Below are 25,128 nucleotides of genomic sequence, written 5' to 3' on the forward strand. Positions count from 1 at the left end.
GAGGGTCGAGTAACGGCTCGAGCGGCGGACCGATCGTCTCTCAGTCCCCGAACTCCCGCGTCGCGAGGGTCAGCGCCTCGTCCAGATCGAACGGGCCGCGCTCGGCCAACGTCGATTTGAACGACGAAAGCGTCTCGTCGTCGGTCTCGACACCCGCGCGTTCGAGGAGTTTGCGCGCGCCATCGTCCCCCGTTGCCTTGCCGAACACGAGTCGGCGCTCACCGCCGAAAGCAGCGGGATCGAACGGTTCGAGCGTGGCGGGATCGCTGAGCATCGCGGCGGTGTGGATCCCCGACTCGTGTTCCGAGATCGCCTCGCCGAGGATCGCCTTTCGGTCGCCGTACTCCTCCCCGAGCGTCTCGAGGACGGTCCGACAGACCGGAACGAGTTCGTCTGTCTCGATGCCGAGGTTGTCGCCGAGATCGACGGCACAGGCGACGACCACTTCCTCGAGCGAACTGTTCCCCGCCCGTTCGCCCAGCGACGCGACGCTCACGTCGGCCTTTTGGACGCCGGCGTGGTACGCCGTCAGGACGTTCGCCGTGCCACAGCCCATATCGTCGTGGAAGTGGACGCCGACGCGCGAGAAGTCGACGTCGTCCGAGAGCCGATCGAGGGTCGACGAGACGGTCGCGGGCGTCCGTGCGCCGACGGAGTCTGCGAGCGTGACGAACGGGACGTTCGGGATCGTTTCGAAGACCTCGATCAGCGCTTCGTGATCCGTTCGGAAGGCGTCCGCGAGCGTGACGTGCGGTGTGACGCCGCGATCGGAGATATAGTCGACCGCCTCGGCCAGCATCGCCAGCATCTCCTCCCGGGACATCCCGAGGAGGTGCTCGAGGTGTCTGTCCGAAACCGAGACGAACGTTTCGACGACGTCGGCACCGGCGTCGACCGCCGCGTCGATGTCGCGCTCGAGCGCCCGCGCCAGCGCGATGATCTCCGCGTCGGTCGTGCCACTGAGTTCCGCGACGACGGACCTGTCCTTCTCGCCCGTCGCTGGAAACGCCGGTTGAACGAACGGAACGCCGAGGTCGGCGAGCGCGCGGACGCACTCGATCTTTTGCTCGGCGGTGTACTCCCGTCCGGGCATCTGGTCGCCTTCCCGGAGCGTCACGTCGTTCAGTTGCATCTAGATGATTCCCTCCGCTTTCAGTTCCGTGTACTCCTCGGCCGTCATCCCGAGTTCGCCCCGGTAAACGTCCTCGTTGTGCTCACCGTGTTGCGGGCCGAGGAACTCCACTTCGCCCGGCGTCCTGGAGAACTTCGGGACGGGGGCGAACGTCTTGATCGATCCGACGTCCGGATCCTCGACCTCGACGAAGCTATCGCGGGCCTGGAACTGCTCGTCCGCGAAGATATCCGCCATGTCGTAAACGGGACCGACGATGGCGTCGTGGGCCTCGAGCGCCTCGGTCGCCTCGGCGGTCGTGCGCTGTTTCGTCCACGATTCGATCGCCGCGTTGAGCGGTTCGTTGTTCTCGACGCGGGCCGAGTTGTCTTCGAATCGCGGATCGTCGACGAGTTCGGGCTTGTCGATGGCCTCGGCGACGCGCTCGAAAATCTTCTGGTTCGAAGCGGACATGGTGATGTGCCCGTCGGCGGTCTCGTAGATGTTCCGCGGGGCCGTGCTCGGGTGCTGGTTGCCGGTCCGTTCGCGGACGTGTTCCATCCGGTCGTAGGCCTCGACCTCGCCGAAGAACAGCCGCCAGAGGGGCTCCGTCAGCGACACGTCGATGACCTGTCCCTCGCCGCTTCCGCCGCGGCCGATGTCGCGCTCGAAGATCGCCATCATGGTCGCCTGCAGGGCGAACTGCGCGGCCGTCAGATCCGCGAGACTGATCGGGGGCAATAGCGGTTCGCGGTCGGGGAAGCCGTTCGCGTGCGCCCAGCCGGAGATACCCTCCGCGATCGTCCCGAACCCCGGTTTCTGGGACTTCGGGCCCGTTTGTCCGTAGCCGGAGAGCCGAACCATGATCGCCTCCTCGTTGACGTCGTGAACGTCGTCGGGGCCGAGTCCCCACCGCTCCATCGTCCCCGGACGGAAGTTCTCGAAGACGACGTCGGCGTCTTCGATCAGGACGAGAGCGATCTCGCGACCGCGTTCAGAACCGAGATCGAGCGTGATACACCGCTTGTTTCGACCCAGCGATTTCCAGGCGAGCGATTCCCCGCTCTCGGTCTTCTGGGGCCACTCGCGGATCGGATCACCGGTCTGGGGATGTTCGATCATCACGACGTCCGCGCCGAAATCGCCCATCATTGTCGTCGCGAACGCGCCGCTTATCATCCCGGACATGTCGATGACGCGGAGCCCATCGAGCGGACCCGTTCGTTCTCGTGCTGTCATTTCGGTGTGCTACATCGCGTCGACCAAAGACAGTTGGTCCACCCAGTGTTGGCTATTTATATACCCTGCCGGACCAGTCGGGGCGGGATGCGTCGGAAAACCAGAACCAGGAAACACGGAAGTCACCGCTTCGAGACGAGTTGCACACTATCCTCGGCAAGAACGTCAGTCGAGAGCGTACCGGTTCTCGTCGCGGTCTCGCTCGAGAAGCGAGAACACACATATATAAACAGCCAACACTGGTCGGGAGAACGTTTACTCGAGGTGCTGTGGTTTTGATACACGTACGATAACAAATGCCACACAATTTAGGAGTGGACGTGGGTGGGACGTTCACTGACGTCATCGTCTTCGACGAGGACACCCACGAACTCACGATCGACAAGGTGCTATCCACGCCGTCGAACCCGTCGGAGGGCGTGATCAACGGAATCGGGGAAGCCGTCGACAAAGCCGGCACGACCGTCAGCGATCTGAACCTGTTGTTCCACGGCACGACCGTCGTAACGAACATGCTGCTCGAGGAGACCGGCTCGCGAGTCGGTCTGATCACCAGTGAGGGGCACGAGGACATCCTCCACCTGGCTCGAGCGTGGACGCCGGGACCGCTCTACGGATGGATGGACATGGAGAAACCGGCTCCGCTGGCCGATCTCGTCGACACGCGGAGCGTCGGCGGGCGAATCGACTCACCTGAGGGGAACGAACAGGAGCCGATCGACGAGGACGAGGTACGAGCCGCCGTTCGAGAACTCGCCGATTCGGGAGTCGAGTCGCTTACCGTCGCCCTCCTGAACTCGTACCTGAACCCGACGCACGAACGGCAGGTTCGGGACGTCATTCGGGACGAGTGTCCGGAGCTTCCGGTCTCGATCTCCGCGGAGATCGTCCCGGAGTACGGCGAGTACGAACGGACGCTGACGACGGTCATCAACGACTACGCGCGACCGCAGGTCATCGACTATCTCGACGAGCTCGACGCCTCGCTCGAGGACGCCGGCTCGACGGCGAAGATGAACGTCGTCCGCTCCGACGGAGGGCTGATGAGTTCCGGCGCCGCGAAACACCGGCCGGTCGAGCTCGCCCTGTCGGGGCCGTCGGGCGGCGTCGTCGGTGCAGCGACCATCGCTGAGAAGAAGGGGGTTCCCGACGTACTCACGCTGGACATGGGCGGCACCTCGACGGACGTCTCGCTGGTTGAGGACGGCAAACCGGGGACGACTCGCCAGACGAAAGTCGGCTACAGAGAGTTCAAATCCCGAGCCGTGGACGTGAACACGGTCGGTGCGGGCGGCGGTTCCATCGCTCGCGTTCAGCTGTCCGGTTCGCTCCAGGTCGGCCCCGAGAGCGCCGGGGCCGATCCGGGGCCGGCCTGTTACGGTCAGGGGGGCGACGAGCCCACCGTGACCGACGCGAACGTCGTTCTCGGTCGCATTCCCTCGAACGTCCAGCTCGGCGGTCGAATGGACCTCGACCGCGATGCGGCCCGTAACGCGATCCAGACGGTCGCTGACGAACGCGGCAGTACCGTGGAGGAAGCCGCCCAGGCGATCCTCGACATCGTCAACGAGAACATGTACAGCGCGCTCCGCGTCGTCTCCGTCGAGCGCGGCTACGACCCGCGCGACTTCGGTCTCGTCGCCTTCGGTGGTGCCGGCCCGATGCACGCCAACGCGCTGGCGGACGTGATGGACGCCTACCCGCTGATCGTCCCGCCGGGGCCGGGCGTCATGAGCGCCTTCGGCTTCCTGACGAGCGACGTCCAAAACGAGTTCTCCGAAACCTACCTGAAGACGGATCGGGACGTCGAGGGGGAGGCAGTGTACGACGCGTACCAGGAGCTAAACGACGAGGCGGCCGACTGGCTCGCATCCGAGGGCGTCGCCGAGAAGAACCACGCCTTCGAGTACTACGCCGACTGCCGGTACTACCGGCAGGACGTGCAGATGTCCATCCCGATCGACGTGTCGACCCTCCGGACGGAGGACGGCATCGCGGCGATCAAAGACGACTTCGAGGCGCGCCACGAGCAACGCTTTGGCTTCTCATTGGACGCGCCACTCGAGATCGCGAACCTCCGCGTCATCGGCAAGGGGACCATGCAGGGAGTGACGCTCGAAGCGAGCGAGCTCGGCGACGAGGACGCCAGCGACGCACGAGTTGGGACACAGGACGTCTTCTTCGACGATGCCTCCCACGACACGCCGATCTACGACCGCGAACTGATGCGACCCGGGAACGTGATCGACGGGCCGGCGATCGTCACCGACGACGACTCGACCGTCGTCGTCCAGCCCGATCACGCCGCGACGGTCGATCGGTACGCAAACCTCGAGATAACGCGGAGTGATTCCAAATGAGCCAGCACGCAAACGCCACGCCCGACTTCGTGGGGGACCACGATATCGACACGACGACCCTCGATATTATCGAGAACACGCTCTCGAACACGCGCTACGAGATGGATCGCGTCCTCGAGACGACGGCCATCAGCCCGGTCATTCGGGAACAGTCGGATCAGTTTCCCCTCATCGCCGACCGGAACGGCCGGATGGTGATGGGGCAGTTCGGCAGCGCGATCGACACGATCATCGAGAACGCGCCGTTCGGCTGGGACGAGCTGAACGACGGCGACGTCATCGCCACCAACGATCCCTACATGTGCGCCGGTGCGGTCTCGCACACGCCGGACATGCTGTTACTCCGACCGATCTTCTACGAGGACGATCTCGTCGGCTTCGGCAGCCAGTGGGGGAACCTGATGGACGTCGGCGGGAAGACGCCCGGCAGCATGCCCGTCCAGGCCACCACCATCTTCGAGGAGGGTATGCGTCTCCCACCGGTCAAACTCTACAAGGAAGGCGAGTTCGACAGCGAACTCCTCGAGACGTTCGCGCACAATACGCGTCTTCCCGAGCACGCGGAGGCGGACATCAAAGCGCTCGCGGCCGGGACGGCCGCCGCCGAAGCTCGCGTGCAGGAACTCTGTGACCGCTTCGGAAAGGAGACCTACCTGGAGGGGTGCGACGCCATCCTCGACCGTACCCGCGACGGAATGATCGACCTCATCCGGGAGTTCGTGCCCGAGGGCGAACGCTACACCTTCGAGGATTACGTCGACGACGACGGCATGGGCAACGGCCCGATCAAGCTCCACCTCGAGATCTACCGCGAGGGCGATACGGTCCACCTCGACTGGGAGGGGACCGACGCGCAGGTCCCCGGCACGGTGAACTTCCTGCTGAACGAGAAGATGTTCAAGATGTTCACCGGCGTCTTCCTCATCATGGCCTTCGACCCGCTACTGACGTTCAACGACGGCTACTACGATCTCTTCGAGGTCAACCTGCCCGAGGGGACCGTCGTCCAGCCGGAGTTCCCGGCCGCACTGGGCAACCGGCTGCCGCTGATGGCCCGCCAGTTCGACGTCCTGCAGGCGACCTTCTCGAAGCTCATCGACGACTTCAGCGTCGCCGGCAGCTACGGCACCTCGCCGAACCTAGTGTACGCCGGGACGGACTCCGAGGGGAACGACTTCCAGATGCTCGAGATCCTCTACGGCGGCATCCCCGCTCGGCCGGGCGGCGACGGCCTCGACGGCCACTCCTGGTGGCCGCTGTTCCGAACCGTTCCCGCCGAGTTTCAAGAGGCCTACTACCCGCTCACCATCAACGAGTACAGCACGCGCGCCGATACCGGCGGTGCGGGAGAGTTCCGCGGTGGACACGGCATCACGAAAGTCTATACCTTCGAAGAGGACGGCGCGATTACGTTCCAGGACGATCGCGCACACACCTATCCGTGGGGGGTCGACGGCGGGAAACACGCACAGACCAGCGAAAAACGACTCGTCCGGACCGACGGGACCGAGGAGGAACTCCCCTCCAAAGTCGAAAACGTCGCCGTTTCGGCCGGCGACAAACTGATCTTCCGGACCGCCGGCGGCGGCGGACTGGGCGATCCGTTCGAGCGGGATCCCGAACTGGTCGCCGAGGAGATCCGGCAGGGACTCGTCTCCACCGAGGCCGCACGCGAGGAGTACGGCGTCATCGTCGGCGACGACGGAACCGTGGATCGGGCCGCGACCGAGGAGGCGCGCGAAACCGGGCGCGACGAACGAGACGACCTCGAAGAGTTCGACTACGGCCCTCTGCCCGAGGAGGGCGAACTCGCCGATCGGATCGCCGCCGAACGCCGCGAGTTCGACGACCGTCACAACTGAACTGGCCAACGACTGCTCTCGGACCCATCAGACAGCCGGGGAACCACCTGACAGACCCGGAACGCATCCGACAGACTCAGAACGCACTGACAGACACAATTTATGGACTGGATCGAAGCCACCGAAGACCGCTACGACGAACGAGAATTCGGCGAGACCGTCGGTATGGGAGAGCGACCGGCACTGGTCGTCATCGACCTCATCAACGCCTTCACCGATCCGGACTCGAATCTCGGGTCGGACGTCGAAGACGTCCTCGAGCAAACCGAACGCCTCCTCGAGGCGTTCCGAGCGTTCGATCTCCCGCGGTACTTCACCACCGTCGCGTTCGAGGAGTCCTACGGTGATGCGGGAGTGTTCATCGAGAAAGTACCCGCGCTCAGGGAACTCCGACTCGGCACCGAACGCGTCGAGGTCGACGACCGAATCGCACCGCTCGACGACGAGCGCGTCATCCTCAAGAAGTACGCCAGCGCCTTCTTCGGCACCGACTTGCAATCGGAACTGACCACCAACCGCGTCGATACCCTCGTCATCGCCGGTGTGACCACCAGCGGCTGCGTTCGCGCGACTGCAGTCGACAGCCTCCAGCACGGCTATCGAACGATCGTCCCCGCCGATGCCGTCGGCGACAGAGCCGAGGGACCACACCGTGCGAACCTCTTCGACATCGACGCCAAGTACGGCGACGTCGTGACGACCGATGCCGTCCTCGAAGAACTCGAGGCTCCCGTCGACGACTGATGGCCGCGCCGCTTTCGTCTCGACCGCCTCGTTCGCAGGGAGCCGGGCCGCCGACCGGTTCGTAGGGAGGGACGCTCGTTATATACATCGGCGACCAGAACACTCCAATGACCGACGTAGCCGTCCTCGGCGGCGGGATCGGCGGCCTCACCGCGGCCCACGAACTCGCCGAGCGTGGGTTCGACGTGACCGTCTTCGAGGCCAACGACCGCTTCGGTGGCAAAGCACGCTCGATGCCGATCGGAGACGATCCGGACGCGCTCCAGGGCGAACACGGCTTCCGATTCTTTCCGGCGTTCTACCGGCACGTCGTCGAGACCATGGAACGGATCCCCGACGGCGACGGCACCGTCGCGGACAACCTCGTCGAGACCGAAGCGACGCTGATCGCGAATTCGACGGGCCCGAGTCGCATCGCCGAGACGCGCACCCCCGACACGATCCGCGGCTGGCTCGAGGCCCTTCGCCCAGCGTTCGCGGAGGATCTACCCCGCAAGGACGTTCGCTTTCTGCTCGAGCGGTTGCTGTACCTGTTGACCGCCTGCGAGTCCCGGCGCGAGGGCGAACTCGACGATATCTCCTGGTGGGAGTTCATCGACGCGGAGAACCGCTCGCAGGCGTTTCGCGACCGGGTCGCGTACACCACGCAGGCGCTCGTCGCGCTCCGGCCGCAGGTCGGGAGCGCCCGGACGGTCGGCACCATCTACCTCCAGTTGTTGTTCGGCCAGCTCGATCCGACCGAGCCGACCGAGCGCGTGCTGAACGCGCCGACGAACGAGGCCTGGATCGATCCGTGGGTTCGCCACCTCGAGACGCTGGGCGTCGAGTTCCGGCCGAACACCCCCGTGCAGGGCCTCGCGTTCGATGGGCGACGCGTTACCGGCGCCGAGCTGGCTGGCGGGACGAGAGTCACGGCCGACGAGTTCGTGCTGGCCGTCCCGGTCGAAGTCGCCCCCCGAGTTCTCACGCCGGAGCTGCGCCGAGCGGCACCGGAACTGGGACGGATCGGGTGGCTCGAGACGGCCTGGATGAACGGGATCCAGTTCTACCTCACCGAGAACGTCGAACTGAGCCGCGGCCACCAGGTCTACGCCGATGCACCGTGGGCGCTAACCTCGATTTCACAGCGCCAATTCTGGACGGCGTACGACCTCGAGAGTCGCGGCCCCGACGCGGTCGAGGGCGTTCTCTCGGTGATTGCCTCCGACTGGGACACGCCGGGAATCGACCACGAAAAACCGGCCAGGGAATGCACGCGCGAGGAGATCGCCGAGGAGATCTGGGCGCAGCTAAAGACCCACCTGAACGGACCCGACCGGCGGCTGCGGGACGACATGCTGGTCGACTGGTTCCTCGATCCCTCGATCGTCGAAACGGATACTGGGGTCGAAAACCGCTCGCCGCTGTTGATCAACACCGTCGGGTCGCTCCGGAATCGACCGCCGGCCGACGTCGCCATCAGAAACCTGACGCTGGCGAGCGACTACGTGCGAACGAATTCGGATCTGGCGTCGATGGAGTCGGCCAACGAGGCCGGCCGCCGCGCGGCGAACGCCGTCCTCGATCGACACGGCGGACGGGGTCGTGCGCAGGTCTGGGAGCTCAGAGAGCCCGCGGTCTTCGACCCGCTCAAGCGACAGGATCGGGTCCGGTACCAGCTCGGACTGCCGCATCCGGCGGAAGTAACGCAGTCCCTTCGAGGAGTCACGAGACGCCTCGGCAAACGAGTCTGAGAGCCACATTCTGAGGGGCGTTCGGCGCTCTCGGAACGCCGTCGATACCCGGGTCGCAGCCCTTAACAGTCGTCGTCGCCAATTTGCAGCAATGACTGACCGAGACGACGATCGCGACCATCGCTTCTCCGAGGGAGAGGGGTTCGGCGATCCCTACGAGGAGTTCGACCTGGACCCGCCGGAGCTCGGCGTCGACCCGTCGAAGGTCGACCCCGTCGACTCCCGCGTCGTCACCGACACGTTAGACCAACACAACATCGATCAGGACGACGTCGACGCGAGCGAACTGCTCGACGTCGGCCTGAACTACATGCAGATCAATCGCTACGAGCAGGCCACCGAGGCCTTCGATCGGACCGCTCACTTCGCCGAGGACGACGGGATCGCACAGGAGGCGTGGGTAAACAAGGGCGTCGCCCACGGCGAACTCGAGGAGTGGGACGAGGCAATCGGGGCCCACCGCGAGGCCCTTCGGATCGACGAGGAGAGCGAGCACGCCGCGACCGCCGAGACGAACCTCGCCTACGCGCTCTGGGAGTTTGGCCAGACGAGCGAGGCGTTAGAGCACGCCGAACGCGCTATCGAGATCGACGAGCGCTTCGCCGCGGGCTGGTTCAACCGCGCCTTTTTCCTCTCGGAGCGCGGGCTCTCCGAGGAGGCGCTCAACTGCGTCGACAACGCGATCCGACTCGGCCTGCGCAACGCCAAGGTGCTCGAGACGAAAGCCGAGATCCTCGAGGAGCTCGGCGAGTTCGACGAGGCCGAAGAGATCGCCGAAGAAGCAAACCGGATGCGCGAAGACGCCGAACAGGAGATGATGGACGACCGCGAGGAGATGCTCGGACAGGGGCAGGGCGGAGCGGGCGGCCGTCCGGGAGCCGGTCGCGGTGGTGGCGGAGCCGGCGGTCGCGGGATGGGAGGCCAGTCGCCGCCCCAGCGACAGGGCGACATCGGTCTGGACGATCTCGGCGTCGCCGATCTCAGCACCGAAGATGACGACGAGGACGAGCGCGAGTGGGAACTCGAGTAATCGAATGATCGTCAACGAGCGAGAGACGACGGAAGGGGTGCTGGTCGCCGTCTGCGACGAGGAGGTCCTCGGCGAGACGTTCGAGGAGGGCGAGCTCTCCCTGACCGTTACCGAGGAGTTCTACGGCGGCGACGAGGTCGACGAGAACGCGGTCGTCGAGAGTCTCGCACGGGCGGCCGTCGCCAACATCGTCGGCACCCGCGCCGTCGAACTCGCCGTCGAGGAGGGCTTCGTCGATGAAGCGAACGTCCTCGAGGTTGGAACGACGCTGCACGCGCAGTTACTGCAGATGCAATAGGCGAGCGAACTACGAGAGGGGTGGCTTTTCTGCGAGCGCTACGATGGCGCGACAGAGCGCCCGGTCCAGCCCTCCGACGGACTACGCTCCGTCAATTCCGGCGCACCCGCGACCCGCCAGACAGTCGTTAGGAGAGTTGCTCGCCGACGAGTTCGTCGGCGCGTTCGATAAACGCCTCTTCGTTTCCTTTCGGAACCGTCGCACCCGCCGCGACGTCGTGGCCGCCGCCGTCGCCGCCGACGGCTCGAGAAGCCTCCCCCATCACGGTCGAGAGGTCCAGTCCCTGCCGGACGAGCGAGTGGGTGCCACGCGAGGAGACCTTGACCGCTTCGTCGCCCTCCGCGGCTTCGCCGCTCCGGTTCGCGGAGGGCGGCTCCGCGCTCTTCTCTGCGAAGGCGATGATCGGCTTCGAGCGGCTGATCCCTGCGTTGCCCATCGCCATTCCCGCGACGATGCCGACGATGGTCTCGCGAATCTCGTCGCTCGCGTGGAACCACTGGACGTGTTCCTCCTGGGTCGCCCCCTCGCGAGTGACCAGATCGATACCGTTCGAGAGGTTCCGGCGGTGCTCGCGCAGGAGCTGTCGGGCGCGCTCGAGCGCGCCGTCCCGATCACCGAGACAGACGCCGAGCCCCACGTCGGCCCGCTCGTAGCGGGCGGTCGCGTTCAGCAGCGTCGAGAACTCACTGGCATCCCGGAGTTCGGTACCGACGGGCTCGTTGCTGAGGACGTAGGCCGTACTCACGAGCTGGTCGATCTTTTTCGCGGGGACGCCGCTCGAGACGGCCCGCCGGACCAGCGCGCTGGCGACTGTCTGCTTTTCGTCGTTGGTGAGCCCCGACCAGCGCCGCCACTCGCCGTCGCGTTTCAACTCGAGGTCGAGGCCGTCGAGGAACCGCAACGCGCCGTTCGAGTCGTTCGAGATGCCTGGGATGTGAACGTCGGTGGCGTACTCGAGCAGCTTGGGGAGCGGACGGGTCTGTTTCCCGTAGAGCGCGAGGTCCTTGCCCGTTTCGAGGACGCCGGCGTCGACGCCCTCTTCGACGATCGCAGCGTTCGCGCCGTGGAGTTCGCCGCCAGCGGCCTGCATATCGCCCACGGCGCCGACGACTGCGAGGGCGGCGAGATCGCAGTTGTCGGCGCGGGCGTTTGCGGCTCCCGACGCGGTAACGGTGCCGCCGTCGGAGCGCTGCTCCGACGTAGATCGCGGTCCGTTGGACCTCTCACCGCCGTCAGAGCGTTGCTCTGACGTGGTTTGCCTCGTTTGACTCGGTTCACCGCCGTCAGAGCGTTGCTCTGACGTGGTTCGCAAACCCGTGGTTTGCTCACCACCGTCGGCCGCAACCGACGGATCCGAGCTATCGTCGGAAACGTCCGCGAGCGCACGTGCGAGGACGTAACTCGCGCCGGCCCCCGAGAGTTCGGAGGCCCCGTTGATCCCGAACAGCAGCGGATTGAGGTGGTACTCGGTCTCCCTGTCGGCGGGCTGGTGGTGATCCGCGATCACCGGGGTGAAGTCGCCGGCGTCCTCGTGGTCACCGATAATCTCGAGTTGGCCGCTCCCGAAGTCCGTGAAGAGGACGGTGTCGTAGTCGGTCGCCGCGATATCGGCGACCGCGTCCTCGTCGAGTTGCTTTTCGAAGACCGTCTCGAACGGAATTTTCGCCCGCTCGAGGGCTTTCGCGGCGATCGCCGCGCTGGTGAGTCCGTCGGCGTCGATATGCGAGGCGAGCAGCACGCGATCTGCCTCGCACAGCCGTTCGGCGCACGCTACCGCACGATCCTCGAGTTCGGGAACCGGCCCTGCCATCGAGGAATGGTGGGGCGGCTTCGCCCATAAACCCGCGGATCGTCCCGCTCGTCCGTCCGGGAACGAAACGGGTCACAGCGAGACGACGAGACCGTCGCCGTCCCGTTCGTACGTCGTCTCGAACGGAGCGGACCGAGCGCGCATCGTCTCCCGGAGCCAGGCCGCCTCGTCCTCGCCGGCGCGAGAGACGCCGTCGTCGATCGCGATGGGGACGAGTCGTATCTCCTCGAGACGCCCGCCCTCAAGCGTGACCTCGAAGAGGTAGCTTCGGTCGTTGCCCAGGTCGCCTTTGATCCCGAAATCGTCGACGAAGTTGCCGGTATCATGGAGGACGACTCCGTCGCCGTAGCGCTCGATCGCCTGAACGACGTGGGCGCTATGGCCGTGAACGAGGTCCACGCCCCGATCGACGAGCCAGTGGCCGAAATCGACGAGCAGTTTGCCGGGACGTTCGACCCAGTTTGGCCCCCAGTGGACCGACGCGACGAGCAGATCCGGATCGTCGGCTTGCGCGCGCTCGATCGCCCCTCCGACGACCCGTTGGGTGTCGGGATCCGCCGGATCGGGTTTGATATGGGCTATTCCGGGCCGGTCGTCGGTCGCGCTGTAGCCGACGTAACGATCCGCAAATGAGACGACGGCGACGTCGACGGCGCCGACGGAAAACGTGGCCGGCTCGCGGGCCGCTGCCGGTGACTCACCGGCGCCCGCGACGTCGATGCCCGCCGCCTCGAGTGCATCGATCGTGTCGGTCAGCGCCACCGCTCCGTAATCCATCGCGTGATTGTTCGCCAGCGACGCAAACCGGACGTTTGCAGCACTGAGTGCAGGCACGGCCCACCCGGGATCACCCCGAAAGTGGTACGTTCGGTTCGGAACGGGTTCGCCGCGCCTCGACAGACAGCACTCGAGGTTACAGCAGACGCCGTCGAGTGACTCGAGCCGGGGCCGGAGGTCGCCCCAGACGGACGCGGGATCGACGTCGTCTCGCCCGTAGTGCCCGTTGAGATCCCGTCCGAGCATCGTATCGCCGGCGAACCCGATCGTCGTTTCGGTGCGTTCGTGATCAGTGGGCGAGACCGGGTCAGATTCGGGTGTGGTGCAGCCACCGGCCACTGCCGTTCCCGTCGCTGCCAGAAACCGCCGACGGCTCCCGTTCATCGGTCCGGTATCTCGCCCCGCGTATCTCCGCGAGTAGCTCGGTTCGCGATCGCTCGAGTCCGTTCGGATCGGCACATCGATCCCTCGTTCGAATCCCAGGTTCAAATAGCCCGCCGGGCCGCCGTTCCTCGGTCCGTCGTCCCGGTCACCGTCTCTGTTCGGCGAACCGTACAGTTACAATCCCGTGATAGAAAAAGCCGGTATGGATGTCCTGGTCGCGGGCGGTTCGGGATTCATCGGTCAGGCGCTGTGTCGCGTCTTGGTCGATCGCGGCCACGAGGTTACAGCAGCATCGCGGACGCCCGATGCGGACGGTCTCCCGGCTGCCGTCGAGACGGCCGTCGCCGACGTGACTGACTCGAATCTCGAGGAAGTTGTCGACGGTCACGACGCAGTCGTCAACCTCGTTGCGCTCCCGTCGCACGTCCAGCCGCGAGGGCAGAGCCACGAAGCCGTTCATTTCGAGGGGACCCGTCACCTCGTGGCGGCCGCCGAACGAACCGGGGTCGAGCGGTTCGTCCAACTGAGCGGACTGGGCGTCGAGTCGGGCGTCGATACGGCCTACTTCCGAGCGAAGCGGCGGGCCGAACGCGTCGTCCGCGACGCCGACCTCGAGTGGGTGATCTACCGTCCGTCGGTCGTCTTCGGCGACGGCTGTGCGTTCATCCCGTTCGTCGAACGGCTATCTCCGCCGCTGGTCACGCTGCTGCCGGGGGGCGAACGGACGTGGCTCCAGCCGATCTGGGTCGACGACCTCGCGCCGATGCTCGCGGACGGCCTCGAGGACGACCGCCACGTCGGCCAGTGCTACGAGATCGGCGGCCCCGAACGGCTCACGCTCGCCGAGACGGTCAGCCGGATTCGTGGCGGGGGAGCCGTTGTGTCGATCCCGATGGGGTTGGCCGCGATCGCGGCGATCCTCGTCGACCCCATCCCCTGGGTTCCGTTCGGCCGCGACCAGTATCGCGTGCTAGGGCTGGACAACACGACCGCGGACAACGACGCCACGGAATTCGGGGTATCGTCGAAATCGCTCCGAACGTTGTCGGCGTACCTGGCCGACGAGCACCGATAGCGCTACGACATCGATCGAGATATGATTCCAAAACGCACTGAGACCCACCGACTGACAGCGTTCACCGGAGGAACGGGGGAGAGTCGTGACCGGGCTGTTCGAGCGCGGGGTCGGCGACGCGTGGCGGACGCTCCATCCCCGCGTCCGCGATCGGTACGGCCTCGAGTCAGGCGCGGGCCGCGAGGCGGTGGGCGTCGGCCGAATGCACGAACTCGATCGGAGCCCCCTCGCAGTGCCGGCCCTCTGGCTCGGAACGCTCGACGACTTCCTCTTCCCAGAGCGGGGGGCCGACGTTCCGTTCACGATCGTCACGGAGCCGTTCGTCGACGACGAGGGCACCGAAGCGCTCGTCCTTCGCCGGCGCTTTGAGACATCGCCGCCCCGGACGTTCGTGGATACGCTCCGATGGAACCCTGCTCGAGGCTGTCTCACTGACCTCTTCGGGCGGCATGGGCGCGTCGCGGCCGATCTCCACATCTCGGCCGAGGACGGCGCGCTGGCGCTCTCGATCGGCACGCAGTGGCTTCGGGTCGGCGGACGGTACCTCGAGGTTCCCCCTCCGTTCTCGGCCGACGGCCACCTTCGTGACTGGTACGACGACGGCGAAAACCGGTTTCGCGTTTCGGCCACGATCACCAATCCTGTCGTCGGAACCGTCTTCGAATATCAGGGCGCGTTCGAGACCGAGTTTCGACCGCTCGAGGACGACGCTCCGTCTCCGTCAGCCCTCGGCGGAGTCGCTCTGCCGGGTGAGAACGCGTGAGTGATCGCGAGCCAGCCGCTGCTCGAGAGCCAGTCCCGACGACGAGTGTCTGCCCTCGCCCTCGATTCGCCGGTCGGCGCGTTACCGACCTGAGCGCGGTAGCGGGTAGCGTCATCTGGCTGGGACTCGTCGCCGGGACGATCGATGGGACGATTCCGATCGCTCCCGTAGCGCTGTACGTGGCGCTCGCCGCGCTCGTCCTCGTCCCGCTCGGTTTCGGTGTAGTCGAGATTCCTCGAGACGGGACTGCTGTGACGGTTCCGTATCGAGCTGCCGTCGTCGGGCAGGGCCCGGCCGCGCTGGCGCTCGTTGCCGCCCTCGCCGCGCCGCAGGGGTCGCTCGTTGCAGTGGCGCTCACCCTCCCGTGGCTCTGCGTTACCGGTTCGATCGCGCTCTGTGGACTCGGGCGGCTCACCGCCCGCGGTGGCGGTCCGCTTCCCGAACTCGCGATCGACGCCGGCCTGCTGTACGTGCCGGTCGCCGCCACGTTTCTCTGCATGCACGCGGCCGGTGTCAGTCTCCGGTTCGCGCCGATTATCGTCCTTCTGACGGGCGTCCACTTCCACTACGCCGGATTCGCGTTGCCACTCGTCGTCGGCCTGACGGGTCGAATTCTGACGGAAGACGACGGAACGTTCCCGGCGACGATCACGGGACGGGCAACGGCCGCGGCGACGGTCGTCATCGTCGTCGGCATCCTCCTGATCGCGGTCGGGATCACGTTCTCACCGCTGGTCGAGGTCGTCGCAGTCGTCGCCTTCACGGTCGCCGTCGCGGGATTCGCGATCCGCCTCCTCCGTGACGTCGTTCCCGCCGTGGCGCGACTGCCGGGACTGTTGCTCGCCGTCGCCGCGCTGTCGATCTGCTGGACGATGGCGCTGGCGCTCGCCTTCGCGTCCGCCTCGCTTCCCGGAACGCCGTCGCTCATCACGATCCCCGAGATGATCCGCTGGCATGGGAGCGTCAATGCCTTCGGATTTGCGCTCCCGGCCCTGCTCGCCGTCCGACTGCTCGAGGGCTGATTCGTAGCGAAAAGAGCAGGCCGTCGAGGCATCGTTACGGTTTGCGCGCCGACGTTGCCGCCACGGTCTCCCGGGCGAGCGCGTCGAACGTCGCTTCGTCGGGCACCACGTCGACGTCGATCCCCCGTTCGGCTGCCGTTTCCGCCGTCGGTTCGCCGATGACGCCGACGACGGCGTCTGCGAGTCCCTCGAGCGCCGCCTCCCGAACGCCCGCCTCCGCGGCGGCCTCGAGGAAGTGTTCGACGGTCAGCGACGAGGTGAAACAGACGGCGTCGAGCCCGACCTCGGCGGCCAGCTCGGCCGACTCGCCGCTACCGCCGGGCCGAACTAGCCGATAGAGAACCGTTTCGTGGACGTACGCGCCCGCGTCCTCGAACCCCTCGAGCAACACCGGGCTGCCGTGATCGCTGCGGGCGACTTCGACGCGCGCGCCGTCGATCTCGCGTTCCAGTGCGGCGACCAGCCCGCTCGAGGTGAACTTCTCGGGAACGATATCGACCGCGTACCCTTCCTCTCGGAGCGCGTCCGCCGTCGCGGGGCCGATCGCACAGACGGTCTCGCCGTCCGGCTCCCACCCCGCTTCGGAGACGAGTTCGGCTCCGGTCTTGCTCGTGAAAATCACGTACTCGGCGTCGGTTCGTGGCGTCGCGTCGGTCGGTTCGACGGCCAGCATCGGATCCGCGACCGGCTCCGCGCCGAGCTCCGAAAGCAGGTCGACGGCTCGCTCGAGGCGGTCGTCGTCGGGCCGGAAAACGGCCACTGTGGGTGCGTCGCTCATCGGCTCAGTCCCCACTCTCGGCCGTCTCGTCGGCGGCTGCGCCGTAGTCGTTTTGCAGAAAGTCGACGACCGACTCGCGCGTTCCCGCGACGTCACCGATCACCGTCACCGCGGGCGGTTCGATACCTGCCTCGTCGCGGGCGTCGACGATCGTCTCGAGGGTGCCCGTCGCGACCCGCTGGCCGGGCCAGGTGCCCCGTTCGACGAGCGCAACCGGCGTCTCGGGGGCCATCCCGGCCTCGAGCAGCGCCGCGGTGTAGTCCGGAAGCCGGCCCACCCCCATCAGGACGACGATGGTGCCGCCGGTCGCGGCTAACGCCTTCCAGTCGACCGCCGACTCCTCCTTGGTCGGGTCCTCGTGGCCCGTGACGAAGGAGACGGAGGAAGCGTGATCGCGGTGCGTGACCGGGATGCCGGCCACCGCTGGCGCGGCGATCGCCGAGGTGACCGCGGGCACGACCTCGAAGGGCACCTCGTGGGCCGCGAGATACTCCGCTTCCTCGCCGCCGCGGCCGAAGACGAAGGAGTCGCCGCCCTTCAGCCGGACGATGGACTTGCCCTCGCGAGCCAGTTCGACCAGCCGCTCGTTGATCTCGGACTGGGGCGTGCGTTCGCCGCCCGCCCGCTTTCCGACGTCTTCGCGGCGCTCCTCGGGGAGCGTGTCGATGATTTCGGGACCGGGAAGCTTGTCGTGGAGGACGACGTCCGCGGCCTCGAGCAGGCGGTTCGCCTTGACGGTGAGGAGGTCGGGATCGCCGGGGCCGCTGCCGACGAGGTAGACGGTACCGGGGTCGGCCTCGATATCGGGTCTTGACATTTGGTACTCGCTACCTACTTCCCCTCGGGTTTATCTTCCTCGGAGACACCGCCGTCGTCGCTCTCGGCGTCATCGCGGGCCCCCTCGATCAGTTCGGCTGCGCCGCGGTCCGCGAGATCCCGCGCGAACTCGCGGGCGGCCTCCGCGTGGGTTTCGACCGGCAGATCTCGGCTCCCGGCCACCGATTCCTCGCCGTCGCGGTCGAAGACGCTCACGGTCGCGTGGACGTGCTCGCCCTGGACGAGCGCGTAGATGCCGATCGGCGCGATACAGCCCCCGCCGAGCTCCGCCAGAATCGTTCGCTCGACGGTCGTCTCGACGCGGCTCCGCGGGTAGTCGATCGCAGTCTGGATATCGCGTGCCGTCTCGCCGTCCCGAGCGGTCACCGCGAGCGCTCCCTGTCCCGGTGCCGGGACGAACGTCGACGTCGGTAGCTCCTGATAGTCGACGTAGTGGGCGAGCCCGCTGCGCTCGAGGCCCGCCTGCGCGAGGACGATCGCGTCGTACGACGTCTCGATCTCTCGACCGAGCGCGCCCTTCTCGAGTTCCGAGAGGTCGTCGAACCACTCGTCGGTGGTGCGGTCGTACTCGGCCTCGAAGTCCTCGTCCCCGGTATTCCCCTTCCGCTCCTTGTCCGCTTCCGTCCGCTGCTGGTGTTCGTCCTGCAGCGCGGGTGCGAGCAGCTTCTCGAGACGCGTGTCGACGTTCCCGCGCAGGGGCTCGACCGTGAGGTCGTCGCGTTCCGAGAGCAGTTGCGCGCGCCGGCGCAGACTCGAGGTGCCGACGGTCGCGCCCGCGGGCAGTTCCTCGAGCGTCGCTCCGTCGGGCGTGACGAGCGCGTCGCCCGGCCGCCCTCGCTCAGGAACTGCGGCGGTCACGAGTTCCTCGGGCTGTTCGGTCGGCATATCTTTCATCGAGTGGATCGCGCCGTCGAGATCCTCCTCGAGGACGCGCTCGTCGAGTTCGCGGACGAACGCGCCGGTCTTCCCGAGCCGGTGGATCAACTCGTCTCTGATCTGGTCGCCCGTCGTCTCTACGGTGACGAGTTCGACCTCGTACCGGTGGTCTTCCAGGGCCTCTTTCACCAGCGAGGCCTGTCGCCGGGCGAGTGCGGACCCCCTCGTCGCCAGTCGCAGCGTCCCGTGCGTTCTCATAGGAGTCAGTCGGTGCCTCGAGTTGAAAAGCGCACGCTTGTCCGACGCGAGAGTGGCGTGGACCGCCGACACTGAGGACTGCTGTCACGAACGGCGTTTCGAGGCGAGTCAGGCCGAATCCGGCGTGGAACCTCGATTGTGTGGTGATCTCACACAATATTTTTGCGACACACGTTCGGCATGCTATTTATACTATTAGGGGCGGATAGATCCGATCGAATGACGAAGACCCTCTACGAGCGACTCGGTGGCGAAGACGCGATCGCGGCGGTCGTCGACGAATTCTACGATCGCGTCATGGCGGACGAACAGGTCGCGGGCTACTTCGACGACGTCGACATGCAGAAACAGCGGGCTCACCAGGCCCAGTTCATCAGTTCGGTCACCGGCGGCCCGGTCGAGTACGCCGGCGGCGAGATGAAAGCCGTCCACGCGGAGATGGGCATCACCCCATCGGACTTTCAGGCGATCGCGACCCACCTCGACGACGCGCTCGCCGAGTTCGATGTCGGCGATGTCGACCGTGAGGCGGTCCTCGAGGAAATCGCGAGCTACCAGGGTGCGATCGTCACGGCCGCCGACTGAGCCCGCCCGTCGGATCGGTCCGTAACGGCGAGACGCGACGCGCTTCGTTTGTCTCGACGGAGAGATAACGGGTGTGTGACGGGAGAGATAACGGATGTGTGACGGCTACGAGTTCTCACCACCTCATCGCTGTCACGAACACGTTCGCCTCCTTTTCCATATCGTCGGAATTCACGGGCCGTTTGACGGGGCTTTCTACGCGAGTTGTAGCTGTCATGCAGATATCCAGAAAGCAACTCGCTACGTTCCTCGCGACGATTTTCGTCGTGAATCTCGTCGTCATGGGCGGCGGGGCGTGGCTCTCCTACGCGAACGAACCGGAGATTCCCGACACCATCGTCGGCCCGGACGACGAAACGGTCGCGACGAGCGACGACGTCCAGTCCGGGAAGGCGGTCTTTCAGGAGAATGGCCTGATGAACCAGGGCTCGATTCTGGGCCACGGCAGTTACTACGATACTGACTACACCGCCGACGCGCTCGAGTCGAAGACCGAACACATGCGCGAGTACTACGCCCGGGAGCGCCACGGCAAGAACTACTCGGCGCTAAATGCGTCGGTTCAGGCGGGAATCGACCAGGAAGTCCGACAGGAACTCCAGTCGAGTCAGTACCAGTCCGATCGGGTCGAGTACTCCGGCGCGGAGGTCTACGCCCACGAACAGGTCCGCGAGGAGTACGTCGAGCGCTACTACGAGGGCGACCGCGAGCGCGGGATTCCCGAGGGACAGGTGCCCAGCGTCGAGGAAGCCGAGGAGTTCGCCGACTTCGCGCTGTGGACCGCCTGGATCTCCCACACCGATCGCCCCGACTCCGAGGCGTCGTTCACCAACGACTGGCCGTACTCGCCCGCCGCGGGCAACGATGCGGGCGGGCCGGTGATGACCTGGAGCGTCATCGCGATGGTGTTGCTAGTCGGCGGTGCGGGGGTCGCGATTTGGCTCTACCAGTCCGTCGAGATTCCCGAACCCGACGCGGCCGGCGTCTCGATCCCGCATCCCTCGGAGATCGACCTGACCCCGAGCCAGCTGTTGAGCACGCGATTCATCCTGATCGGCGCGCTCCTCTTCGCCGCACAGACGTTCCTCGGCGGTTTGCTCGCCCACTACTACGTCGAGCGCGACGGCTTCTTCGGCCTCCGCGAAGCGATCGGGTTCGACATCCTCCAGTGGCTGCCCTGGTCGATCGCTCGGACCTGGCATATCGACCTCGGGATCCTCTGGATCGCCACGATGTGGCTCGGTGCGGGGCTGTTCCTCGCACCGCTCCTCACCGGTCGTGAACCCCCCAAACAGGCCCGCTACGTGAAGTGCCTGATCGTCGCGCTGCTGGTCGTCGCCGTCGGCGGGCTGGCCGGCATCTGGCTCGGGACGAACAACGTCTTCGACGGCCAGCTCTGGTGGCTGCTTGGCAACGAGGGACTCGAGTACCTCGAGATCGGCCGCGTCTGGCAGTTCGGGCTGCTGGCCGGCTTCCTCGGCTGGACCGCGCTCGTGGCCCGCGGGTTCAAGCCGCTGCTGGACCGCGAGCCCCGCTACGGGCTGGCACACATGATCGTCTACGCGGGCGGCTCGATCGGCCTGCTGTTCGTCGCGGGCTTCCTCTACACGCCCCAGACCAACATCGTCACCACCGAGTTCTGGCGCTGGTGGGTCGTCCACATGTGGGTCGAAGGCGTCTTCGAGTTCTTCATCGTCGTCGTCATCGCGCTGACCCTGGTCTCGATGAACCTCCTCACCAAGAAATCCGCCGAGAAGGCCGTCATCTTCCAGGCCGCGCTCGTCATGGGCAGTGGGATCATCGGCGTCTCGCATCACTACTGGTGGGTCGGCCTCCCCGAAGCCTGGCTCCCCATCGGGAGCGTCTTCTCCACGCTCGAGTTCATTCCGCTCCTCTTTATCCTCTACGAGGCGCTGGGCCAGTACCGCGCGATGGACACCGCGGGGACGGACTTCCCCTACCGGACGGCCTTCTACTTCATCGTCGCCTCGAGCGTCTGGAACTTCTTCGGGGCCGGCGTGATCGGCTTCTTCATCAACCTCCCGCTGATCAGCTACTACGAGACCGGGACCTACCTCACCGTCGCCCACGCCCACGGCGCGATGTTCGGCGCCTTCGGCCTCCTCGCGATGGGGATGGCCGTCTACATCCTCCAGCTGACCACCCGCGACGCACACTGGTCCGACCGCCGGCTGCGCTGGTCGTTCTGGTGCTGTAACGTCGGGCTGGCGCTGATGCTCTTCATGTCCCTGCTCCCCATCGGCTTCCTCCAGCTCGAGACCGCGTTCACCCAGAGCTACGCCGCGGCGCGCAGCCTCGAGTTCTACAACGGCGGGCTGATCCAGACCCTGTTCTGGCTGCGCATGCCCGGCGATACGCTACTGATCGCCGGCGCGGTTCTCTTCGCCTGGGACGTCGGCGCGAAACTCCTCTTCCAGCGGAAGGCGACCGCAACGGAGACGACCGGTCACGTCATCGCCGACCGGATCTTCGGCGACCACGACTCCCTCGAGTCGGTCAGCGACGACGACTGAGACGGTCTGTCGTCCCGATCTACCGGAGCGATCGCAGGACGGTTCGCGGTTGCTCCGGAACTGACTGCCAACAGTCCGTATACGGCTCGAATCGATTTTCTTTTCAGGTCACGAACGGCCGTTACCGGCCCGTTAGAGGGGAATGGCCGGAACTACTAACCGAGCCGGTTGGTACTACCAGGGTATGCAATGGGCCGAGAACGCCAGAACCGTCGCCACGGATCGACTGCCGGCGTCTCTGACGATCTTCGGAACGGGATTGGCGGTCGTGTTACTCGCCGAAATCGCGCTCCGAGTGACGTTCGTCTCGGCCGCAGTCACTGAGGGTCAGTTTCTAGTCGGGGTCGTAACGACGATTCCCCTCCTCGTGGGAATCGCGTACGCGGGCCGCTGGCTCCGTTCGTCCTCGCTCTCACCGGCGCGATATCCGCGTATCGCGTGGTGGTTTCTCGGCGGTCTCACCGTGTTTCTGAGCGTCAACGTCGCGCTCATGGTCCCCATTCCGACCGACTCGTGGGCCCTGATCGGGGCGTGGGCTCGGTGGGCCGTGGCGTTCGGTGCCGGAACCGGATTGCTCATCGGTTGCATCGAGGGCCGCGCCGTCGAGCGCGCCCTGACCGCCGAGCGGACGGCCCTCCGGACGGAACACCTCGAGGAGCAGCGCGATTATCTCGATTACCTCAACGGGATCCTCCGCCACGAGGTGTTGAACACCGCGACGATCATCAACGGCTACGCGTCGCGGGTCCTCGAGACGGAGTCCTCGCTGGACGGCCACAGCCGTCGCTGGCTCGAGATCGTCATCGACGAGTCCGAGGCCATGTCGACGGTGATCGACGACGTCCGCGTCCTGCTCCAGACGACCGAAGGCAGCTACCGGCCCGAGCGCGTCGACGCCGCTCGAGTGCTGGCCGACGAGGTCCGAAAACTGGAGCACAACTGGGACCCGATCGACGTGGAGACCTCGATCCCGGATCACGTCTTCGTCCGCGCGGACGACCTGCTCCCCCGTATCTTCGCCAATCTCCTCTCGAACGCGATCGAGCACAACGACGCCGCGACGCCACGCGTCGAGGTGACGGTCGAACCGGGCCCCGAAACCGTCCGGTTCGAAATCGCGGACAACGGCCCCGGAATCCCCGAACCGACGGTCGACTCCCTCTTCGACCGCGTCGAAAGCTACGGGAGCACGCACGGACTCGGCCTCTATCTGGTCTCCCAGCTGGTCGCCCGCTACGACGGGAGCGTCGAACTCACCGAGACCGGCTCGGACGGCAGTCGCTTCGCGGTCGAACTCCCGGCCGCCTCGAGCGAACGGGACGACGAATCGCTCGCGGGCGCGACGACGACAGCACTCGTACTGGAGTGAGTGGGCACCGTCCGCCACCCGCGAGTCGCCCGATCACAGCGCTTCCTTGTACGCCTCGAGCGTCTCCTCGACGTCTTCTTCGGTGTGGCCGTAACTGACGAACTGGCACTCGAACTGGTTCTGCGAGAGGAAGACGTCCTGTTCCTTCATCTCCCCCCAGAAGATGCGCCGCCAGCGCTCGGTCTCGGCGTTTTTCACGTCGCCGGCGTTCTTCGGCGAGTAGTCGTAGCGCGGACAGGTCGGATCCTGCCGACAGCCGGCCGGGCACTGCTCCTCGAGCGAGTCCGGACCCTGCTCGCGGTTGTCACCGCTCGCGTCTTCCGGCGTGCGTTGCACGCCGCTCGGCCCTTCGCGGGTGAATATCACCTTGAACATGCTGTCCGTGCCGGTGACGGTGTAGCTGGGTGCCTGATCGGCGACGATATCGGTCAGCCCGCGGCGTAATCGGTCACCGAGCCCGTTGACGTGGCTATAGACATCGTTTTCCGCGGCGAATTTGAGGGTCTCGAGGCCGGCGGCCATCGTGATCGGGTGGCCGGAGAAGGTACCGGCCTGAAAGACGTCGCCCGTCGGCGCGAAGTGCTCGATAATTTCGGCACGGCCGCCGATCGCGCCGACGGGGAAGCCGCCGCCGATGATCTTCCCGAAGGTCGTCAGATCGGGCGTGACGCCGAACTCGCTCTGGGCGCAACCGAGGCCGCCGACGCGGAAGCCGGTGATCACTTCGTCAAAGATGAGCAGGGAGCCGTGTTCATCGGTGAGCTCTCGGAGGAACTCGTGGTAGCCCTCTTCGGGGTAGACGATTCCGTAGTTGCCCAGAATCGGTTCGGTGAGGACGGCGGCGATATCGTCGCCGTGTTCCTCGAACACCTCGCGGATCGCGTCCTCATCGTTGAACGGCACCGGCAGGGTGTGCTCGGCGAACGACTGCGGAATCCCGGCCGAGGAGGGCTGGGGGTCCTCGGCGTCGCCCTCGACCAGCGTCGACTCCTGTGCGCCGTGGTAGCCCCCCTGCATGACGACGATCTTGTTCCGACCGGTGTACCCCCGCGCGAGGCGAACGGCGGAGGTAGTCGCCTCGGTCCCCGAGTTGACGAACCGGATTTTCTCGACGCTCGGGACGTGGCGGACGACGAACTCCGCGAGGTCGACCTCGACCTCCGTCGGGGTGCCGTACATCGGTCCCTCGCTGGCTTTCTGCTGGATGGCGGCCCGGACCGGCTCGGGCAGGTCGTGTCCCAGCAACAGCGGGCCGAGTCCCATCACCCAGTCGATGTAGCGGTTGCCGTCGGCGTCGATGACGTGGCCGCCCTCGCCCTTTCGAACGAAGAACGGATACGGCTCGATCGCCGCACGGACCGCGGAGTTGACGCCCCCGGGCAGCACCGACAGCGCCCGATCGTACAGTTCGCGTGAGTTATCCTCGGTCATGGGTGGAGGTTGGATTTCGGGCGGGAAAGTTGTACCGAGGTCGGTCGCCGAACCGCGTGGCCAGCCGCCGAACCGATGACCCGCAGCCGAACCGATGACCCGCAGCCGAACCACTGGCCGGACGCCGCCAAATCAGCGGACCCACGTCGAACGCGTTCGGCTCGAGCCGGAGGACTCTCGAGTCTCCTCGATCGACACGGCGGACGGGTTTCCGTCGGCTACCGGGAGGAAACGGATCGCAAGAAAAGCGGC

The 25,128-nt window shown here is 66.1% G+C and carries 20 protein-coding genes; 12 read left to right on the plus strand and 8 right to left on the minus strand.

Annotation, left to right across the window (positions count from 1 at the left end; translation table 11 throughout):
* Positions 1-40 precede the first annotated feature (40 nt).
* On the minus strand, positions 41-1,132 hold the full coding sequence (locus tag CP556_RS06810; protein ID WP_098724922.1) for a LeuA family protein: 1,092 nt from the start codon (positions 1,130-1,132) through the stop codon (positions 41-43).
* A complete protein-coding gene (locus tag CP556_RS06815; RefSeq protein ID WP_098724923.1) occupies positions 1,133-2,350 on the minus strand; it encodes a CaiB/BaiF CoA transferase family protein in 1,218 nt (405 codons plus the stop codon).
* A gap of 296 nt (positions 2,351-2,646) precedes the next feature.
* Here CP556_RS06815 and CP556_RS06820 point away from each other — a divergent pair, with 296 nt between their 5' ends.
* From CP556_RS06820 to CP556_RS06845, 6 genes are all read left to right on the plus strand, one after another.
* A complete protein-coding gene (locus tag CP556_RS06820) occupies positions 2,647-4,710 on the plus strand; it encodes a hydantoinase/oxoprolinase family protein (RefSeq protein WP_098724924.1) in 2,064 nt (687 codons plus the stop codon).
* Positions 4,707-6,572 carry a hydantoinase B/oxoprolinase family protein gene (locus CP556_RS06825; protein WP_098724925.1) on the plus strand — a complete coding sequence of 622 codons (1,866 nt, stop codon included), beginning with the start codon at positions 4,707-4,709 and terminating at the stop codon, positions 6,570-6,572. Before CP556_RS06820 ends, CP556_RS06825 begins: the two co-directional genes overlap by 4 nt.
* A gap of 102 nt (positions 6,573-6,674) precedes the next feature.
* Positions 6,675-7,316 (plus strand): isochorismatase family protein, encoded by a 642-nt coding sequence (locus CP556_RS06830; protein ID WP_098724926.1) that lies wholly within the window; start codon positions 6,675-6,677, stop codon positions 7,314-7,316.
* 107 nt (positions 7,317-7,423) lie between these two features.
* Positions 7,424-9,049: a hydroxysqualene dehydroxylase gene (locus CP556_RS06835; RefSeq protein ID WP_098724927.1), complete on the plus strand. Its 1,626-nt coding sequence runs from the start codon at positions 7,424-7,426 to the stop codon at positions 9,047-9,049.
* A gap of 91 nt (positions 9,050-9,140) precedes the next feature.
* Positions 9,141-10,079: a tetratricopeptide repeat protein gene (locus CP556_RS06840; RefSeq protein ID WP_098724928.1), complete on the plus strand. Its 939-nt coding sequence runs from the start codon at positions 9,141-9,143 to the stop codon at positions 10,077-10,079.
* 4 nt (positions 10,080-10,083) lie between these two features.
* Entirely contained in the window at positions 10,084-10,377 is a 294-nt protein-coding gene (locus CP556_RS06845) for a DUF424 domain-containing protein (RefSeq protein WP_098724929.1), read from the plus strand.
* Between the two features lie 127 nt (positions 10,378-10,504).
* Here the strand turns inward: CP556_RS06845 and recJ are convergent, their stop codons facing one another.
* A complete protein-coding gene (recJ, locus tag CP556_RS06850; RefSeq protein ID WP_098724930.1) occupies positions 10,505-12,187 on the minus strand; it encodes a RecJ family nuclease in 1,683 nt (560 codons plus the stop codon).
* A gap of 72 nt (positions 12,188-12,259) precedes the next feature.
* On the minus strand, positions 12,260-13,348 hold the full coding sequence (locus CP556_RS06855; RefSeq protein ID WP_098727311.1) for a CapA family protein: 1,089 nt from the start codon (positions 13,346-13,348) through the stop codon (positions 12,260-12,262).
* 202 nt (positions 13,349-13,550) lie between these two features.
* Here CP556_RS06855 and CP556_RS06860 point away from each other — a divergent pair, with 202 nt between their 5' ends.
* From CP556_RS06860 to CP556_RS06870, 3 genes are all read left to right on the plus strand, one after another.
* Entirely contained in the window at positions 13,551-14,423 is an 873-nt protein-coding gene (locus tag CP556_RS06860; RefSeq protein ID WP_098724931.1) for a complex I NDUFA9 subunit family protein, read from the plus strand.
* A gap of 85 nt (positions 14,424-14,508) precedes the next feature.
* On the plus strand, positions 14,509-15,186 hold the full coding sequence (locus CP556_RS06865; RefSeq protein WP_098724932.1) for a DUF4166 domain-containing protein: 678 nt from the start codon (positions 14,509-14,511) through the stop codon (positions 15,184-15,186).
* On the plus strand, positions 15,183-16,208 hold the full coding sequence (locus CP556_RS06870) for a YndJ family transporter (RefSeq protein ID WP_098724933.1): 1,026 nt from the start codon (positions 15,183-15,185) through the stop codon (positions 16,206-16,208). The genes CP556_RS06865 and CP556_RS06870 overlap by 4 nt, the downstream gene beginning before the upstream one ends.
* Before the next feature lie 34 nt (positions 16,209-16,242).
* On the opposite strand, the gene CP556_RS06875 is transcribed toward CP556_RS06870, so the two are convergent.
* The 3 genes from CP556_RS06875 to hemC are packed head-to-tail and all read right to left on the minus strand — an operon-like array spanning position 16,243 to position 18,957.
* The gene (locus CP556_RS06875; RefSeq protein WP_098727312.1) at positions 16,243-16,986 is read right to left on the minus strand and encodes a uroporphyrinogen-III synthase; all 744 of its coding nucleotides are present in this window, start codon (positions 16,984-16,986) and stop codon (positions 16,243-16,245) included.
* Between the two features lie 4 nt (positions 16,987-16,990).
* On the minus strand, positions 16,991-17,803 hold the full coding sequence (gene cobA / locus CP556_RS06880) for a uroporphyrinogen-III C-methyltransferase (protein WP_098724934.1): 813 nt from the start codon (positions 17,801-17,803) through the stop codon (positions 16,991-16,993).
* A gap of 14 nt (positions 17,804-17,817) precedes the next feature.
* Positions 17,818-18,957, minus strand: a complete 1,140-nt coding sequence (hemC, locus tag CP556_RS06885) for a hydroxymethylbilane synthase (RefSeq protein WP_098724935.1) — start codon at positions 18,955-18,957, stop codon at positions 17,818-17,820.
* Between the two features lie 219 nt (positions 18,958-19,176).
* On the opposite strand from hemC, the gene CP556_RS06890 reads away from it, so the two are divergent.
* From CP556_RS06890 to CP556_RS06900, 3 genes are all read left to right on the plus strand, one after another.
* Positions 19,177-19,542 (plus strand): group I truncated hemoglobin, encoded by a 366-nt coding sequence (locus CP556_RS06890; RefSeq protein ID WP_098724936.1) that lies wholly within the window; start codon positions 19,177-19,179, stop codon positions 19,540-19,542.
* Positions 19,543-19,757: 215 nt separating this feature from the next.
* Positions 19,758-22,076, plus strand: a complete 2,319-nt coding sequence (locus CP556_RS06895; protein WP_098724937.1) for a nitric-oxide reductase large subunit — start codon at positions 19,758-19,760, stop codon at positions 22,074-22,076.
* A 184-nt stretch (positions 22,077-22,260) separates the two neighbouring features.
* Entirely contained in the window at positions 22,261-23,445 is a 1,185-nt protein-coding gene (locus CP556_RS06900) for a sensor histidine kinase (RefSeq protein ID WP_098724938.1), read from the plus strand.
* Between the two features lie 33 nt (positions 23,446-23,478).
* Here CP556_RS06900 and hemL read toward each other — a convergent pair whose 3' ends face one another.
* A complete protein-coding gene (hemL, locus tag CP556_RS06905; RefSeq protein WP_098724939.1) occupies positions 23,479-24,876 on the minus strand; it encodes a glutamate-1-semialdehyde 2,1-aminomutase in 1,398 nt (465 codons plus the stop codon).
* Positions 24,877-25,128 lie beyond the last annotated feature (252 nt).

Source organism: Natrinema sp. CBA1119 (assembly GCF_002572525.1).
GTDB lineage: Archaea > Halobacteriota > Halobacteria > Halobacteriales > Natrialbaceae > Natrinema.